Origin of the sequence: uncultured Nocardioides sp., from assembly GCF_902805925.1 — a bacterium.
Taxonomy (GTDB): Bacteria; Actinomycetota; Actinomycetes; order Propionibacteriales; family Nocardioidaceae; genus Nocardioides.
Map to the genome: position 1 here is coordinate 1 of NZ_CADCUP010000017.1, position 12,445 is coordinate 12,445.

The following is a 12,445-nucleotide window of genomic DNA, read 5'->3' on the forward strand; positions in this document are numbered from 1 at the left end:
CGTGGGCCCGTCGACGTCACGGTCGACCTGCCCGGGTCGAAGTCGCTCACCAACCGCGCGCTCGTGCTGGCCGCGATCGCCGAGGGTCCCAGCGTCGTGCACCGGGCCCTGCGCTCGCGCGACACCACGCTGATGGCGCGGGCCCTGACGTCCCTGGGTGCGGAGGTGGACGCGGCCGGCGACGACTGGCACGTCACGCCGGCGACCCTCGACGCCGACGGCGAGGTCGACTGCGGCCTGGCGGGCACCGTGATGCGGTTCGTGCCGCCGGTCGCCGCCCTCTCGTCCGGCTCGACCACCTTCGACGGCGACGCCCACATGCGCACCCGCCCGATCGGAGGCGTGCTCACCGCCCTGCGCGACCTCGGCGTCAGGATCGACGACGGCGACCGGGGCGCGCTGCCGTTCACCGTGCACGGCAGCGGGTCGGTGCGTGGCGGCCGGGTGGTCATCGACGCCTCGTCGTCGTCCCAGTTCGTCTCGGCGCTGCTGCTGGCCGGGGCGCGCTACGAGCAGGGTGTCGAGGTCGTGCACGACGGCAAGCCGGTGCCCTCGCTGCCCCACATCGAGATGACGGTCGCGATGCTGCGGGCGCACGGGGTCGACGTCGACCAGACCGAGGCCGACCGCTGGGCCGTCGCCCCCGGCACCGTGAGGGCCGTCGACCACGTGATCGAGCCCGACCTCTCCAACGCGGCACCGTTCCTGGCGCTCGCAGCCGTCTCCGGCGGCTCCGTCGTCGTGCGCCGATGGCCCGGGTCCACCACGCAGGCCGGTGACGCGCTGCGCGAGATCCTCGCCTCCATGGGGTGCGAGGTCTCGCACACGCCCGAGGGCCTCCGCGTCCGCGGCGCCGGCACCCTCTCCGGGGTCGACGTCGACCTGCACGACGTGGGCGAGCTGACACCGGCCGTCGCGGCCCTGTGCGCCCTGGCCGACTCCCCCTCGCACCTGCGCGGGGTCGCCCACATCCGCCACCACGAGACCGACCGCATCAGGGCCCTGGCCACCGAGCTCGGCGGCCTGGGCGCCGACGTCGTCGAGCGCGACGACGGGCTCTCCCTGCGTCCGGCCGGCCTGCACGGCGGGGTATTCCGCACCTACGGCGACCACCGGATGGCGCACGCCGGCGTCATCCTGGGTGCCGCCGTCGACGGCGTGCTGGTCGAGGACGTCGCGACGACCGGCAAGACCTTCCCCGACTTCGCGGCGTTCTGGTCCGGCCTGCTGTGACGCCGCGCAACCAGCAGCGCTACGACGAGACCGACCAGGAGCACTACGAGCGTCCGCGCCGGCGGACCAAACCCCGCACCAAGGACCGGCCCACCTACGACGACGCCGTGGACGGGGTCGTGGTCACCGTCGACCGCGGCCGCTTCACCCTGCTGATGGAGGGCCGGGTCGTGACCGCCATGAAGTCGCGCCCGCTGGGCCGCAAGGGCGTGGTGGTCGGCGACCGCGTGCGGGTGGTCGGCGACGTCACCGGCGGGGAGGGCACGCTCGCCCGCATCGTCGAGGTCAGGGAGCGCACCACCACGCTGCGGCGCACCGCCGACGACGACGACCCCGTCGAGCGCGTCATCGTCTCCAACGCCGACCAGCTGGTCGTGGTCGCCGCCCTGGCGGACCCCGAACCGAGACCGCGGCTGATCGACCGCGCGCTCGTGGCGGCGTACGACGCGGGCATGGCGCCGCTGCTCTGCCTCACCAAGGCAGACCTGCGCGACCCGGAGACGCTGCTGTCGACGTACCGGTCGCTGGGCGTGCCGTGGGTCGTCACGCAGCGGGGCGGCGGCCTCGAGGAGGTGCGCGACCGGCTGCGCGGGCGCACCAGCGTGCTGGTCGGTCACAGCGGCGTCGGGAAGTCGACGCTGGTCAACGCGCTGGTGCCCGACGCCCACCGCGAGGTCGGCATCGTCAACGCGGTCACGGGCCGCGGCCGGCACACCTCGACCTCGGCGTACCTCCTGGAGCTGCCCGGTGGCGACGGCTGGATCATCGACACCCCCGGCATCCGCTCGTTCGGGCTCGCCCACGTGCGGCCGGAGCGGCTCATCGAGGCGTTCCCCGACCTCGAGGAGATGACCGAGGACTGCCCGCGCGGCTGCAGCCACGGCGAGGACGAGCCCGAGTGCGGGCTCGACGACGCGGTCGCCGCCGGCGAGGCCGACCCCGAGCGCGTCGAGTCGTTCCGGCGGCTGCTGGCCGCCCGGGAGAGCGCGGCCGACTGACCGCGGCCTCAGGCGCCCCAGACCGCGCGGGCGCCTGCCTCACCGGCGAGGACAGTCCAGACGCCGAGCGCGACCGCCGAGGCCGCCAGCAGGACCCCCAGCCCGACCCGCAGGGCGCCGGCGCGCCGGTGCAGGAGCCCGGCGACCACCGCGACGACCGTGAAGCCGCTGGCCACCAGCCGCAGGGTCTCGGCGAGCTCCTCGTGCTCCTCGAGCTGCTCCGCGAGCTGGCCGGCGAGGCCGTCGAAGCGCCCGGAAGCCAAGAGGTCCTCACCGCTGAGGTGGGCGACCCAGATGGCCCCGCACGCCACGACCGCCAGCACGACCATGGGCCACCGCAGCCGGTCACGCCACGCCGGCACCAGGTAGAGCAGCGCCGCCAGCGCCGCGACGGGGCCCGCGACGACCGCGGCGTGCACCGCGAGAGGGTGCAGCGGGATGCCGTTGATCTCCATGTCGGCACAGTAGTACCGCATTCAACGAAAGCGCGGGCACTAGCCTGTGGCCATGCCCCTCACCGGTCCTGGTCAGCCCGACTACACCGACGACCTCCGGCTGGCGCACGTCCTGGCCGACGACGCCGACTCGACCACCATGTCGCGCTTCAAGGCGCTCGACCTGCACGTGATGAGCAAGCCCGATCTCACGCCGGTCACCGACGCCGACCAGGCGGTCGAGGAGGGCATCCGCCGCACGCTGTCAAGGGTGCGCTCGCGGGACGCCGTGCTGGGTGAGGAGCAGGGCTCGTCCGGCCACAGCCAGCGTCAGTGGATCGTCGACCCGATCGACGGGACCAAGAACTTCGTCCGCGGCGTACCCGTGTGGGCGACGCTGATCGCCCTCGCGGTCGAGGACGAGGTCGTCCTCGGCGTCGTCTCGGCACCCCAGCTGCAGCGGCGCTGGTGGGCATCGAAGGGCCACGGTGCCTGGACCGGCCGCTCGCTGCTCAAGGCGACCCGCTGCGAGGTCTCCGACGTACGCCGCCTCGAGGACGCCTCGCTGTCCTACGCCAGCATCGGCGGCTGGGACGAGCGCGGCCGCCTCGACGACTTCCTCTCGCTCTCCCGCCGCTGCTGGCGCACCCGCGCGTACGGCGACTTCTGGTCCTACATGCTGCTCGCCGAGGGCGCCGTCGACCTCGCCGCCGAACCCGAGCTGGAGGTCTACGACATGGCCGCGCTCGACATCGTGGTGCGGGAGGCGGGCGGCCGGTTCACCTCCCTCGCCGGCACCGACGGACCGTACGGCGGCAACGCCCTCGCCTCCAACGGACACCTCCACGAGGCGGCCCTGGCCTTCCTCGGGACGATGCCCGACGACGACCTCGATCCCGACGCCCGGCGCCCCGGTCCCGGGTCGGTCCACGACCTGCGCCAGCGCCGTCCGTCCCTCGACTGACCCTGTCGCCGTTCCACTCGCGGCGCTAGCCTTTCGATCACCTCGACCCAGATCGAGCCATCGGAGGTAGACATGCGGATCCAGGACGTGCTCAACGCCAAGCCCAGCCACGAGGTCGTGACCGTCACTCCCGACGCCACCGTGCGGGACCTGGTCGGGCTCCTCGCCCAGCACAACGTGGGAGCCCTCATCGTCAGCACCGACGGCGCGGCGGTGGAGGGCATCGTCAGCGAGCGCGACATCGTACGCCGCCTGCACGGGGAGGCCGGCGTGCTCGACCGCCCCGTCGGGGAGATCATGACCACGTCGGTGTACACCTGCGAGGGCGAGCAGTCCGTCACCGACCTCATGCAGCTGATGACCGAGCACCGCATCCGCCACGTGCCGGTCGTCAGCGACGGGGCGCTGACCGGGGTCATCAGCATCGGCGACCTCGTCAAGCACCGCATCGGCGAGCTGGAGTTCGAGCGCGACCAGCTCGACAGCTACGTCCACCAGACCTGAGCCGGCGGGCGCGCCGGGCGACCCCCTAGGGTGGTCGCCATGGACAAGCCTGAAGTCGACCCGCACATGGGCGCCGCGCCCTCCGACCTCGAGGTCACCGACCTGATCGAGGGCGACGGCCCGGAGGCCGGCTCCGGCCAGACCGTCTCGGTGCACTACGTCGGCGTCGCGCACTCCTCGGGCGAGGAGTTCGACGCCTCCTACAACCGCGGCGCGCCGCTGCAGTTCCGCCTCGGCATCGGCCAGGTCATCTCCGGCTGGGACCAGGGCGTGCAGGGCATGAAGGTGGGCGGTCGCCGCCGGCTCGTCATCCCGCCGCACCTGGGGTACGGCGACCGCGGCGCCGGCGGTGCGATCGCGCCGGGCGAGACGCTCATCTTCGTGGTCGACCTGCTCGACGTCAGCTGAGGCGGCTCACCAGGGCAGGTCGTCCTCGACCGGCCCCTGGGCCACCCGTGCGGAGACCCCGCCGAGCGTCACGACGTCGCCCGGCACCAGTTGGCGCCCGCGGCGGGTCTCGACCTCGTCGTTGACCAGCACCGACCCCTGGACCATCAGCTCCTTGGCCTCGGACCCGTGGTCGATCAGGTTGGCGAGCTTGAGGAACTGGCCGAGCCGGATCGACTCGTCGCGGATCGGGACGTCCTGGGGGGCGGGCATGGGGTGATTCTCGCGCGCCCACCCGGGCCACGACGCGCCGGGCGCCTGCGAGGCCCCCTGCTTGCGCGTGGTGGCCCTCGCCCACCGTGCTGCGGGGGCGGTGCGGGCACCCTCGGTGCGGCGCTGGGCCGAGCTTGGCATCCCTTGCTCGCGGTTCGTGGGGGTTGCTACGGCCACCAACCGAGGGGATCCCCGGATATCCGGGGATCCCAACCTCGACGGCCCCCTAGCCGAGCGCCACGCTCGCAGCGTGGATCAGCACGCCGACGAGGCCGCCGACCAGGGTGCCGTTGATCCGGATGAACTGCAGGTCGCGGCCGACGTGGAGCTCGATCCGGCGAGCGGCCTCCTTGCCGTCCCACCGCTCGATGGTGTGGGTGATGACGGCGGTCAGCTCCGCGCCGTACCGGGAGATCACGAAGACCGCGGCGTCGGCGGCGGTCCGGTCGAGGCGATCGCGCAGCGCCTCCTCGGTGGTGAGGCGCCCGGCGAACGACGAGAGCTCGGCGAGCGCTCGCCGGCGCACGGCGCCCTGCGGGTCGTCGAGCGAGGCGAGCAGGGCGCGACGCAGGGCGTTCCACAGCGAGATGCCGGTGGCGAGCACCTGCGGGTGGGCCAGCACCCGCTCCTTGAGCCGCTCGGCACGCTCCTGGGTCGCCGGGTCGGTCAGCAGGTCGTCGGCGAGCTGGGCCAGCACCTGGTCCAGGGCGCCGCGCGCGTGGTGGTGGGGGTCGTCGCGGATGTCGCTGACCCAGCGCACCACCTCGACGTGGATGCGCGTGGTCACCACGTCGTTGAGGCGGGGCGGGGTCCACCAGGGTGCCCGCTCGCCGATGACCTCGATGAAGGTCTCGGGGTTGCCCACCAGCCACCGGTGCAGCTCCTCGAGCGCGAGGTCGACCAGGCCGTGGTGCAGGTCGTCGGCGACCACCTCGGCGAGCAGACCGCCGGCGAGCGGGGCGATCGGCTCCTCGCGGAACCGCGGCAGCAGCGCCTCGGTGAAGAAGTCGGAGACCTGGTCGTCGCGCACCTTGCCCAGGACCGTCGCCGTCACGACGGAGACCTCGTCGACGACCCTGCGGGCGTGGTTCTCGTCGGCGAGCCACCGCCCGACCCGGCCGGAGACACCGGCTGTCGCGACCCGCTCGCGGATGACGTCCTCCTGGAGGAAGTTGTCCCCCACGAACTCCTCCAGCCCGCGCCCCAGCTCGTCCTTGCGCCGCGGGATGATGGCGGTGTGCGGCACGGGCACACCGAGCGGGTGACGGAAGAGGGCCGTGACCGCGAACCAGTCGGCGATCGCGCCGACCATCGAGGCCTCGGCGCCGGCGTTCACGTAGCCCCAGAAGCCGTCCCGGCCGAGCGTGGCGACGTACACCACGGCGGCGAGCACGAGCAGCGAGACGGCGACGGTGCGCATCCGGCGCAGCCCGCGGCGCCGTGCCTCGTCGGCGGCCGGCTCGGAGGAGAGGATCGGGGCGGTGCTCGTCGTGGTGCTCATCGCGGCCATCCTCCCCTGCCGTGCCAGAATGCCGCCCATGCCTCGCACGGTCATCACCTTCGGCACGTTCGACGTCTTCCACGTCGGGCACCTGCGCGTCCTGCAGCGGGCGGCCGCCCTGGGTGACCGGCTGGTCGTCGGCGTGTCCGCCGACGCCCTCAACGAGCGCAAGAAGGGCCGCGTGCCGGTGTTCAGCGAGGCCGAGCGGCTGGCCATCGTCGAGGCGCTCAAGGTCGTCGACGGCGTCTTCGTCGAGGAGAGCCTGGAGCAGAAGCGCGACTACATCCTCGAGCACGCCGCCGACGTCCTGGTGATGGGCGACGACTGGGCCGGCAAGTTCGACGAGTTCTCCGACGTGTGCGAGGTGGTCTACCTGCAGCGCACCCCCGCCATCTCGACCACGGCGATCATCGAGCACATCGCCGATCTCTGAGGCGACTCCCCCCGGCCACGCCGGGTGGCTTCCCGCGCGCCGGCCACCTCGGGCACGTAGCCTGTGCCTGACCCAGGCCTCTCGGACCAGACCGACGGGCCCGATGGAGGGATTCTCGTGCGTCGTCTCGTCACGCTGGTGCTCGCCGCGGCTGTGCCGCTCACCCTCGCCCTCCCGGGCGCGGTGGCCGCCGACCCCCGGCCGGCCGCGGCCCCGGCGCCGGTGGTCCAGCAGGCGCGTGCCGCCCTCGACGGCTCGCCCCGCGAGGCCGACCGCGACGTGAGCATGGCGATGCGGGACCTGTACCTCGCACGACCCGACCTCGGCCCCGCCGACCAGCGCCGGGCCGACGCCCTCCTGGGTCGCCCGACCGACCCGGAGAACCCTGACAACCCCAACACCACGACGTACCCCCCCGGGGCGCCGCGGGCCCGGGTCTGCGGCCCGCACGTGTGCGTGACCTACCTGAGCGCCGGCGAGGGCTCGGCCACCGCCGCCTGGGCCGCCCAGACGCTGCAGGTCATGGAGACCTCCTGGACCCGCGAGGTCGACCAGCTCGGCTACCGTGCGCCCGCGTCCGACGGCACGGCCGGCGGCGACGGCCGCTTCGACGTCTACCTCGCCGACGTGTCGTCGCAGGGCTACTACGGCTTCTGCGTGCCCGAGGCGCCGGTCGCCGGCCAGAGGTACCTCGCGCAGGCCTACTGCATCCTCGACAACGACATGCTGGGCTTCCCGATGGACCCCGTCTCGAGCCTGCGCGTCACCGCTGCCCACGAGTTCTTCCACGCCATCCAGTTCAACCTCGACGCCGCCGAGGACAAGTGGTGGATGGAGGCGACCGCCACGTGGATGGAGGAGCAGGTCGCGGGCGACGTCAACGACAACCGCCAGTACCTCCCCGTCGGCCAGCTCGGCAGGCCCGGCACCCCCCTGGACACCTACAACGGGTCGCTGGCGATGTACGGCAACTGGATCTTCGTCCAGCGGCTCTCCCAGTCGTTCGGCGTCGACGCGGTCCGGCAGGTCTGGGCGCGGCTCGACGCGGCGGCGGGGGCGCCCGACCAGTCCTCGATCAGCGGCATCTCGGCCTACCTGAGGTCGAGGAAGACGAAGTTCGCCGACTTCTACGCCTCCTTCGTGGAGTCCAACCAGCTCCCGCAGAAGAAGTACGCCGAGGGCGCGGCGTACAAGGCGTCGCCGGTCACCTCGAGGGTCACGCTGACGGGCAAGAAGCGCAGGACGGGCGTCCGCAAGCTCGCCGTGGCGCACCTGTCGAGCGGCTCGCTGCGGATCAAGCCGGGCAAGGGCGTGAACGGCAAGCGCAAGCTGCTCGTCTCGGTCGACGCCACCCGGGGCAAGAAGGCCGACCCGGTCGCCCGGGCGCTGGTGTTCACCAAGAAGGGCGCGGTCTCCAAGACCACCATCAAGCTGAACAAGAAGGGCAAGGGCAGCAAGCTGGTGAAGTTCAACCGCAAGAAGGTCCGCTACGTCGTGCTGCTGCTCAGCAACGCCTCGACCCGCTACGCCGACTGCGTGACGGCCGGCACGACGTGGGCCTGCGGCGGGCGGCCGAAGGACGACAAGCAGAGGTTCGCGGTCAGCGCCTCCGTGCGCTGACCGGCGCTGCCGGTCCGAGGTCGATCAGCGGAAGGCCGAGTGGCCGGTGAGGGCCCGGCCGATCACCAGCTGGTGCACCTCGCTGGTGCCCTCGTAGGTCAGCACCGACTCCAGGTTGTTGGCGTGCCGCATGACGGGGTGCTCCAAGGTGATGCCGGCGGCACCGAGGATGGTGCGGCACTCCCTTGCGATGGCGATCGCCTCGCGCACGTTGTTGAGCTTGCCCAGGCTGACCTGCTCGGGACGCAGCGTGCCGGCGTCCTTGAGGCGGCCCAGGTGGAGGGCCAGCAGCATCCCCTTGCCGAGCTCGAGGGTCATGTCGGCGAGCTTGGCCTGCGTGAGCTGGTAGCCGGCGAGGGGGCGGTCGAAGATCTCCCGCTCGCCGGCGTAGTCCAGCGCCGTCTCGAGGCAGTCGCGGGCGGCCCCCAGGACACCGAAGACGATGCCGAAGCGGGCCTCGGTGAGGCACGACAGCGGTCCCGACAGGCCTGATGCACCCGGCAGCACGGCCGACCCCGGCAGCCGTACGCCGTCGAGCACGAGCTCGGAGGTCACCGACGCCCGCAGCGACATCTTGCGGGTGATGGCGGGTGCGGAGAAGCCCGGGGCGTCGGTGGGCACGACGAAGCCGCGGACGCGGTCCTCGACGCGGGCCCAGACCACCGCGACGTCGGCCACGGAGCCGTTGGTGATCCACATCTTGGTGCCGTCGAGCACCCAGTCGTCGCCGTCCCGGACGGCGCGGGTGCGCATCCCGGCGGGGTTGGACCCGAAGTCGGCCTCGGTGAGCCCGAAGCAGCCGATCGCCTCGCCCGCGGCCAGCCGCGGCAGCCACTCCTGCCGCTGCTCCTCCGACCCGTGCTGCCAGATCGCGTACATCGCCAGCGAGCCCTGGACGCTCACCAGCGAGCGCAGGCCCGAGTCACCGGCCTCCAGCTCCAGGCACGCCAGGCCGTACGCCGTCGCGCTGGTGCCCGCGCACCCGTACCCCTCCAGGTGCATGCCGAGCACGCCCAGCCCGCCCAGCTCGCGGGCCAGCTCGCGGGCCGGGAGCGTGCCCGCGTCGTACCACTCCGCGAGGTGCGGGCGGACCCTCTCCTCGACGTGCCTGCGCACGGTGTCGCGGATGGCGAGGTCGTCGGCGTCGACGAGGTCGTCGGTGCCGAACAGCTCGAGCGGGGTCTGCGGGGCTGCCATGGGGAGCCTCTCGGAGGGGGCGCGGTCACCCGCAGGTCTACCAGGCGCCGGAGGCCACCACCTGCAGGTTAGGGTTGCCTTACCTCGACTGGACGGACCGCCCATGCACGCTCGCGTCATCACGACCTCCCGCATCACCCCGACGCTGGTCAGGGTGGTGCTCGGCGGCGGCGACCTCGCCGCGCTCACCATGCCGGAGGCCACCGACGCCTACGTCAACGTGGCCATCGCGCCGCCGGGCGCGCCGTACGGCGAGGTGTTCGACTGCGCGCAGGTGCGCGAGGTGTGTCCCCGGGACCTCTGGCCGGCCCGTCGCCGCTACACCGTGCGCTCGTGGGACCCCGCCCGGCCGGCCCTCACCCTCGACGTCGTGGTGCACGGCGACACCGGCGTGGCGGGACGCTGGGCGGCCGCGGCGCGGCCGGGCGACTGCCTGGTCTTCGAGGGTCCGGCGGGCGGCTACCGGCCCGACCCGGACGCCGACTGGCACCTGCTGGTGGGCGACGAGTCCGCGCTGCCCGCCATCGCGGCCTCCCTCGAGGTGCTGCCCGCCGGCGCCCGGGCGGTCGTCCGGCTCGTCTGCGACGGCCCCGACCACGAGGTCCGGCTGGTCAGCGAGGCCGACGTCGACCTGCGGTGGCTGCACCGCACGGGTGCGCCCGGCGATGAGGACCTGCTGGCCTCCGCCGTCCGCGCCATGACGTTCCCCCGGGGCCGCGTGCACGCGTTCGTGCACGGTGAGGCCGTCGAGATCCGGGGGATCCGCCGCCACCTGCTCCTCGACCGCGGGGTGGCACGCGCCGACATGTCGTGCTCGCCGTACTGGCGGCGGGAGATGACCGACGAGGCCTGGCGCGAGGTCAAGCGCGACTTCGTGGCGGCGATGGACGCCGAGCTCGTCGGACGCGCGCCGTGAGTGAGCACGGGCGAGGGGGGTACCGATCCCGGTGACCGTGTCCAGCATGACCTTCGGCCCCCTCGAGATCGCCTTCGACGACCGGGTGCTCCGGCCACGGGAGTGGACCACCGAGCAGTCGCTGTGGGCAGCCGAGCTGCTCCGGGCGGCGCCGCAGGGACCGGTGCTCGAGCTCTGCGCGGGAGCGGGTCAGATCGGCCTGCTCGCCGTCGCCGGCTCCGGCCGCCGGCTCGTGTGCGTCGACGCCAACCCGGTGGCCTGTCGGTACGCCCGTGTCAACGCCGAGGCGGCCGGCCTCGCGGCCCTGGTGGAGGTGCGCGAGGGCCGCCTCGAGGAGGCCCTCGGCGAGGACGAGCGGTTCGCCCTGGTGCTCGCCGACCCGCCCTGGGTGCGCCGCGAGGAGACGGGGCGCTTCCCCGACGACCCGCTGCTGGCGATCGACGGGGGCGACGACGGGCTGGACGTCGCCCGCAGCTGCCTGAAGGTCATCGAGCGGCACCTGCTCCCCACCGCGCACGGGCTGCTCCAGCTCGGCTCCCCGGAGCAGGTCGAGGCACTGCGGGGCGACCCGTGGCTGGCCGCCACCGGGCTGACGCTCGCGGAGGTGCGGCCCCACGAGCGGGGTGTGCTGGTGCTCGTGCGGCGCTAGTCACCGGGGTAGATGCTCCGGGTCTGCAAGCGGCGTCCGCGGTCCCCGACCCAGTCGCTGAGGTGGATCTTCGGCAGGATCTCGGCGACGGCGAGGACGACGTACGTCACGGTGTCGAGCACCGACTCCGGCAGCAGAGCCCTGTACGACGACGGCTACATCGCGAAGACGAGCTCCGGGACTAGGGCGAGGGCGAGGAGCCGCGCGGCGAAAGCCCCGGGGAGGCGGCGGCTCAGGGCCGGGCGCCCTCGGGCAGCAGCTTGTGCGTGCCGTCGCAGAAGGGCAGCCGGGCCGACTTCGCGCAGCGGCACAGCGCGACGACGGGTCGCCGCACCTCGTGCACCTGCCCGTCGGCGTCCTGAACCGTGTGCGCGCCGCGCACCAGCACGGGTCCACCGGGGCACAGCACGACGTCAGGATGGTCGTGCTGCGGAGGTCCGCTCACGCCTGGCTCCCCCACCGCTCGAACATCGACCGCGCGAAGCGCGCCTCGAGGTCCAGGCAGGTGAAGGCGCCGAACCAGATGCCGTCCGCCTGGGCCGGCTCGTCCTCGGCCAGCGTGCCGCAGATGCCACGGGCGGCGAGCTGCTCGTGCACGGCGTCGGCCTCGATGTGCTCGGTGTAGTAGCCGACGAGCTGGTCGTTGAACCCGAGCCGCTCCAGGCCCTGAGCCATCTTGCGCGACGGCAGCGAGCTCGACGCCTCGAACGCCGCCAGGTGACCCATGGCCGCACCACGCAGCCGTCGGTGGAGCCCGAACAGCGACATGGCGTTGTTCATCTCCAGCGTCTCGGGAGTCGCCTCGTCGATGTAGGCGCCGCGCTCCGAGCGCAGACCCTCCGCGTCCAGGCCCCGGGCGAAGAGGTGGGAGTGCAGCCGGTTGGGGTCGCCGTCGCCGTACTCGTCGAACTGGAGCTCGACCAGGGCGGCCTGAGCGCGCACGGGCAGGCGCGGCACCGTCCACGCGGACGGGTCGGCCTCCTTGAGGTGGTAGACCGAGCGCTGCCGCAGCAGCTCGAGGGTCTCCTCCCGTGTCGCCTTCTTCTGGATGTACGACGACAGCGACGGGCCGTCGTCGGCCTCCACGAACGCCAGCAGGTCGTCGGGGTCGTAGCCGCCCGCCGGGTTGCCCGGCCAGCGGTCGCGCAGGCGCTGCTCGAGCTCGCGCTCCAGGGTGCGCCGCACGCCGAGGGCGACGAGGTCCCACTCGGCCTCGTCGTCGACGTCCTCGAAGCCGCGGTAGGACAGCTCGTGCAGGACCCACAGCGAGAGGGCTGCGTCGGCGGCGTCGTCGGCGAACTGCGGCAGCGGTGGCGTGCGCTCGGGCACCGACCGC

The 12,445-nt window shown here is 73.2% G+C and carries 16 protein-coding genes; 9 read left to right on the forward strand and 7 right to left on the reverse strand.

Translation table 11 applies throughout. The annotated features are described in order from the left end of the window. A partial coding sequence (aroA, locus tag QZX64_RS00990) for a 3-phosphoshikimate 1-carboxyvinyltransferase (protein ID WP_295656223.1) occupies positions 1 to 1,233 on the forward strand: 1,233 nt, incomplete at its 5' end. Continuing rightward, the gene (rsgA, locus tag QZX64_RS00995; protein WP_295656224.1) at positions 1,230 to 2,231 is read left to right on the forward strand and encodes a ribosome small subunit-dependent GTPase A; all 1,002 of its coding nucleotides are present in this window, start codon (positions 1,230 to 1,232) and stop codon (positions 2,229 to 2,231) included. The genes aroA and rsgA, both read left to right, overlap by 4 nt. Before the next feature lie 8 nt (positions 2,232 to 2,239). Here rsgA and QZX64_RS01000 read toward each other — a convergent pair whose 3' ends face one another. Further along, on the reverse strand, positions 2,240 to 2,686 hold the full coding sequence (locus QZX64_RS01000; protein WP_295656225.1) for a DUF2231 domain-containing protein: 447 nt from the start codon (positions 2,684 to 2,686) through the stop codon (positions 2,240 to 2,242). 52 nt (positions 2,687 to 2,738) lie between these two features. On the opposite strand from QZX64_RS01000, the gene QZX64_RS01005 reads away from it, so the two are divergent. The 3 genes from QZX64_RS01005 (at position 2,739) to QZX64_RS01015 (ending at position 4,541) form a co-directional block, all read left to right on the forward strand. Next, positions 2,739 to 3,629: an inositol monophosphatase family protein gene (locus QZX64_RS01005; protein ID WP_295656226.1), complete on the forward strand. Its 891-nt coding sequence runs from the start codon at positions 2,739 to 2,741 to the stop codon at positions 3,627 to 3,629. A gap of 72 nt (positions 3,630 to 3,701) precedes the next feature. Further along, a complete protein-coding gene (locus QZX64_RS01010; RefSeq protein ID WP_295656227.1) occupies positions 3,702 to 4,133 on the forward strand; it encodes a CBS domain-containing protein in 432 nt (143 codons plus the stop codon). Between the two features lie 39 nt (positions 4,134 to 4,172). Continuing rightward, positions 4,173 to 4,541, forward strand: coding sequence for an FKBP-type peptidyl-prolyl cis-trans isomerase (locus QZX64_RS01015; RefSeq protein WP_295656228.1), 369 nt, complete (start codon positions 4,173 to 4,175; stop codon positions 4,539 to 4,541). A gap of 6 nt (positions 4,542 to 4,547) precedes the next feature. Here QZX64_RS01015 and QZX64_RS01020 read toward each other — a convergent pair whose 3' ends face one another. Together QZX64_RS01020 and QZX64_RS01025 are read right to left on the reverse strand one after the other, a co-directional pair. Continuing rightward, a complete protein-coding gene (locus QZX64_RS01020; RefSeq protein WP_295656229.1) occupies positions 4,548 to 4,793 on the reverse strand; it encodes an RNA-binding S4 domain-containing protein in 246 nt (81 codons plus the stop codon). A gap of 226 nt (positions 4,794 to 5,019) precedes the next feature. After that, the gene (locus QZX64_RS01025) at positions 5,020 to 6,294 is read right to left on the reverse strand and encodes a DUF445 domain-containing protein (RefSeq protein ID WP_295656230.1); all 1,275 of its coding nucleotides are present in this window, start codon (positions 6,292 to 6,294) and stop codon (positions 5,020 to 5,022) included. A 37-nt stretch (positions 6,295 to 6,331) separates the two neighbouring features. Here QZX64_RS01025 and QZX64_RS01030 point away from each other — a divergent pair, with 37 nt between their 5' ends. Together QZX64_RS01030 and QZX64_RS01035 are read left to right on the forward strand one after the other, a co-directional pair. Further along, the gene (locus QZX64_RS01030) at positions 6,332 to 6,727 is read left to right on the forward strand and encodes an adenylyltransferase/cytidyltransferase family protein (RefSeq protein WP_295656232.1); all 396 of its coding nucleotides are present in this window, start codon (positions 6,332 to 6,334) and stop codon (positions 6,725 to 6,727) included. A 117-nt stretch (positions 6,728 to 6,844) separates the two neighbouring features. Continuing rightward, complete coding sequence (locus QZX64_RS01035) at positions 6,845 to 8,347, forward strand: MXAN_6640 family putative metalloprotease (protein ID WP_295656233.1); 1,503 nt, start codon at positions 6,845 to 6,847, stop codon at positions 8,345 to 8,347. Positions 8,348 to 8,371: 24 nt separating this feature from the next. Here QZX64_RS01035 and QZX64_RS01040 read toward each other — a convergent pair whose 3' ends face one another. Beyond that, complete coding sequence (locus QZX64_RS01040) at positions 8,372 to 9,544, reverse strand: acyl-CoA dehydrogenase family protein (protein WP_295656235.1); 1,173 nt, start codon at positions 9,542 to 9,544, stop codon at positions 8,372 to 8,374. A 103-nt stretch (positions 9,545 to 9,647) separates the two neighbouring features. On the opposite strand from QZX64_RS01040, the gene QZX64_RS01045 reads away from it, so the two are divergent. Both QZX64_RS01045 and QZX64_RS01050 read left to right on the forward strand, forming a co-directional pair. Continuing rightward, positions 9,648 to 10,460: a siderophore-interacting protein gene (locus tag QZX64_RS01045; RefSeq protein WP_295656236.1), complete on the forward strand. Its 813-nt coding sequence runs from the start codon at positions 9,648 to 9,650 to the stop codon at positions 10,458 to 10,460. A 46-nt stretch (positions 10,461 to 10,506) separates the two neighbouring features. Beyond that, entirely contained in the window at positions 10,507 to 11,109 is a 603-nt protein-coding gene (locus tag QZX64_RS01050; RefSeq protein WP_295656238.1) for a methyltransferase, read from the forward strand. On the opposite strand, the gene QZX64_RS01055 is transcribed toward QZX64_RS01050, so the two are convergent. The 3 genes from QZX64_RS01055 to QZX64_RS01065 all read right to left on the reverse strand — a co-directional run. Next, the gene (locus tag QZX64_RS01055; RefSeq protein ID WP_295656240.1) at positions 11,106 to 11,231 is read right to left on the reverse strand and encodes a hypothetical protein; all 126 of its coding nucleotides are present in this window, start codon (positions 11,229 to 11,231) and stop codon (positions 11,106 to 11,108) included. The two genes, QZX64_RS01050 and QZX64_RS01055, sit on opposite strands and share 4 nt — an antisense overlap. A gap of 110 nt (positions 11,232 to 11,341) precedes the next feature. Next, positions 11,342 to 11,554: a CDGSH iron-sulfur domain-containing protein gene (locus QZX64_RS01060; protein ID WP_295656242.1), complete on the reverse strand. Its 213-nt coding sequence runs from the start codon at positions 11,552 to 11,554 to the stop codon at positions 11,342 to 11,344. Next, a partial coding sequence (locus tag QZX64_RS01065) for an iron-containing redox enzyme family protein (protein ID WP_366558488.1) occupies positions 11,551 to 12,445 on the reverse strand: 895 nt, incomplete at its 5' end. The genes QZX64_RS01060 and QZX64_RS01065, both read right to left, overlap by 4 nt.

Bases quoted from the DNA above. Each gene is read 5' to 3' on its own strand.
- QZX64_RS01000 (WP_295656225.1), bottom strand. From the start codon at position 2,686: ATGGAGATCAACGGCATCCCGCTGCACCCTCTCGCGGTGCACGCCGCG.
- QZX64_RS01005 (WP_295656226.1), top strand. From the start codon at position 2,739: ATGCCCCTCACCGGTCCTGGTCAGCCCGACTACACCGACGACCTCCGG.
- QZX64_RS01010 (WP_295656227.1), top strand. From the start codon at position 3,702: ATGCGGATCCAGGACGTGCTCAACGCCAAGCCCAGCCACGAGGTCGTG.
- QZX64_RS01015 (WP_295656228.1), top strand. From the start codon at position 4,173: ATGGACAAGCCTGAAGTCGACCCGCACATGGGCGCCGCGCCCTCCGAC.
- QZX64_RS01020 (WP_295656229.1), bottom strand. From the start codon at position 4,793: ATGCCCGCCCCCCAGGACGTCCCGATCCGCGACGAGTCGATCCGGCTC.
- QZX64_RS01025 (WP_295656230.1), bottom strand. From the start codon at position 6,294: ATGAGCACCACGACGAGCACCGCCCCGATCCTCTCCTCCGAGCCGGCC.
- QZX64_RS01030 (WP_295656232.1), top strand. From the start codon at position 6,332: ATGCCTCGCACGGTCATCACCTTCGGCACGTTCGACGTCTTCCACGTC.
- QZX64_RS01040 (WP_295656235.1), bottom strand. From the start codon at position 9,544: ATGGCAGCCCCGCAGACCCCGCTCGAGCTGTTCGGCACCGACGACCTC.
- QZX64_RS01045 (WP_295656236.1), top strand. From the start codon at position 9,648: ATGCACGCTCGCGTCATCACGACCTCCCGCATCACCCCGACGCTGGTC.
- QZX64_RS01050 (WP_295656238.1), top strand. From the start codon at position 10,507: ATGACCTTCGGCCCCCTCGAGATCGCCTTCGACGACCGGGTGCTCCGG.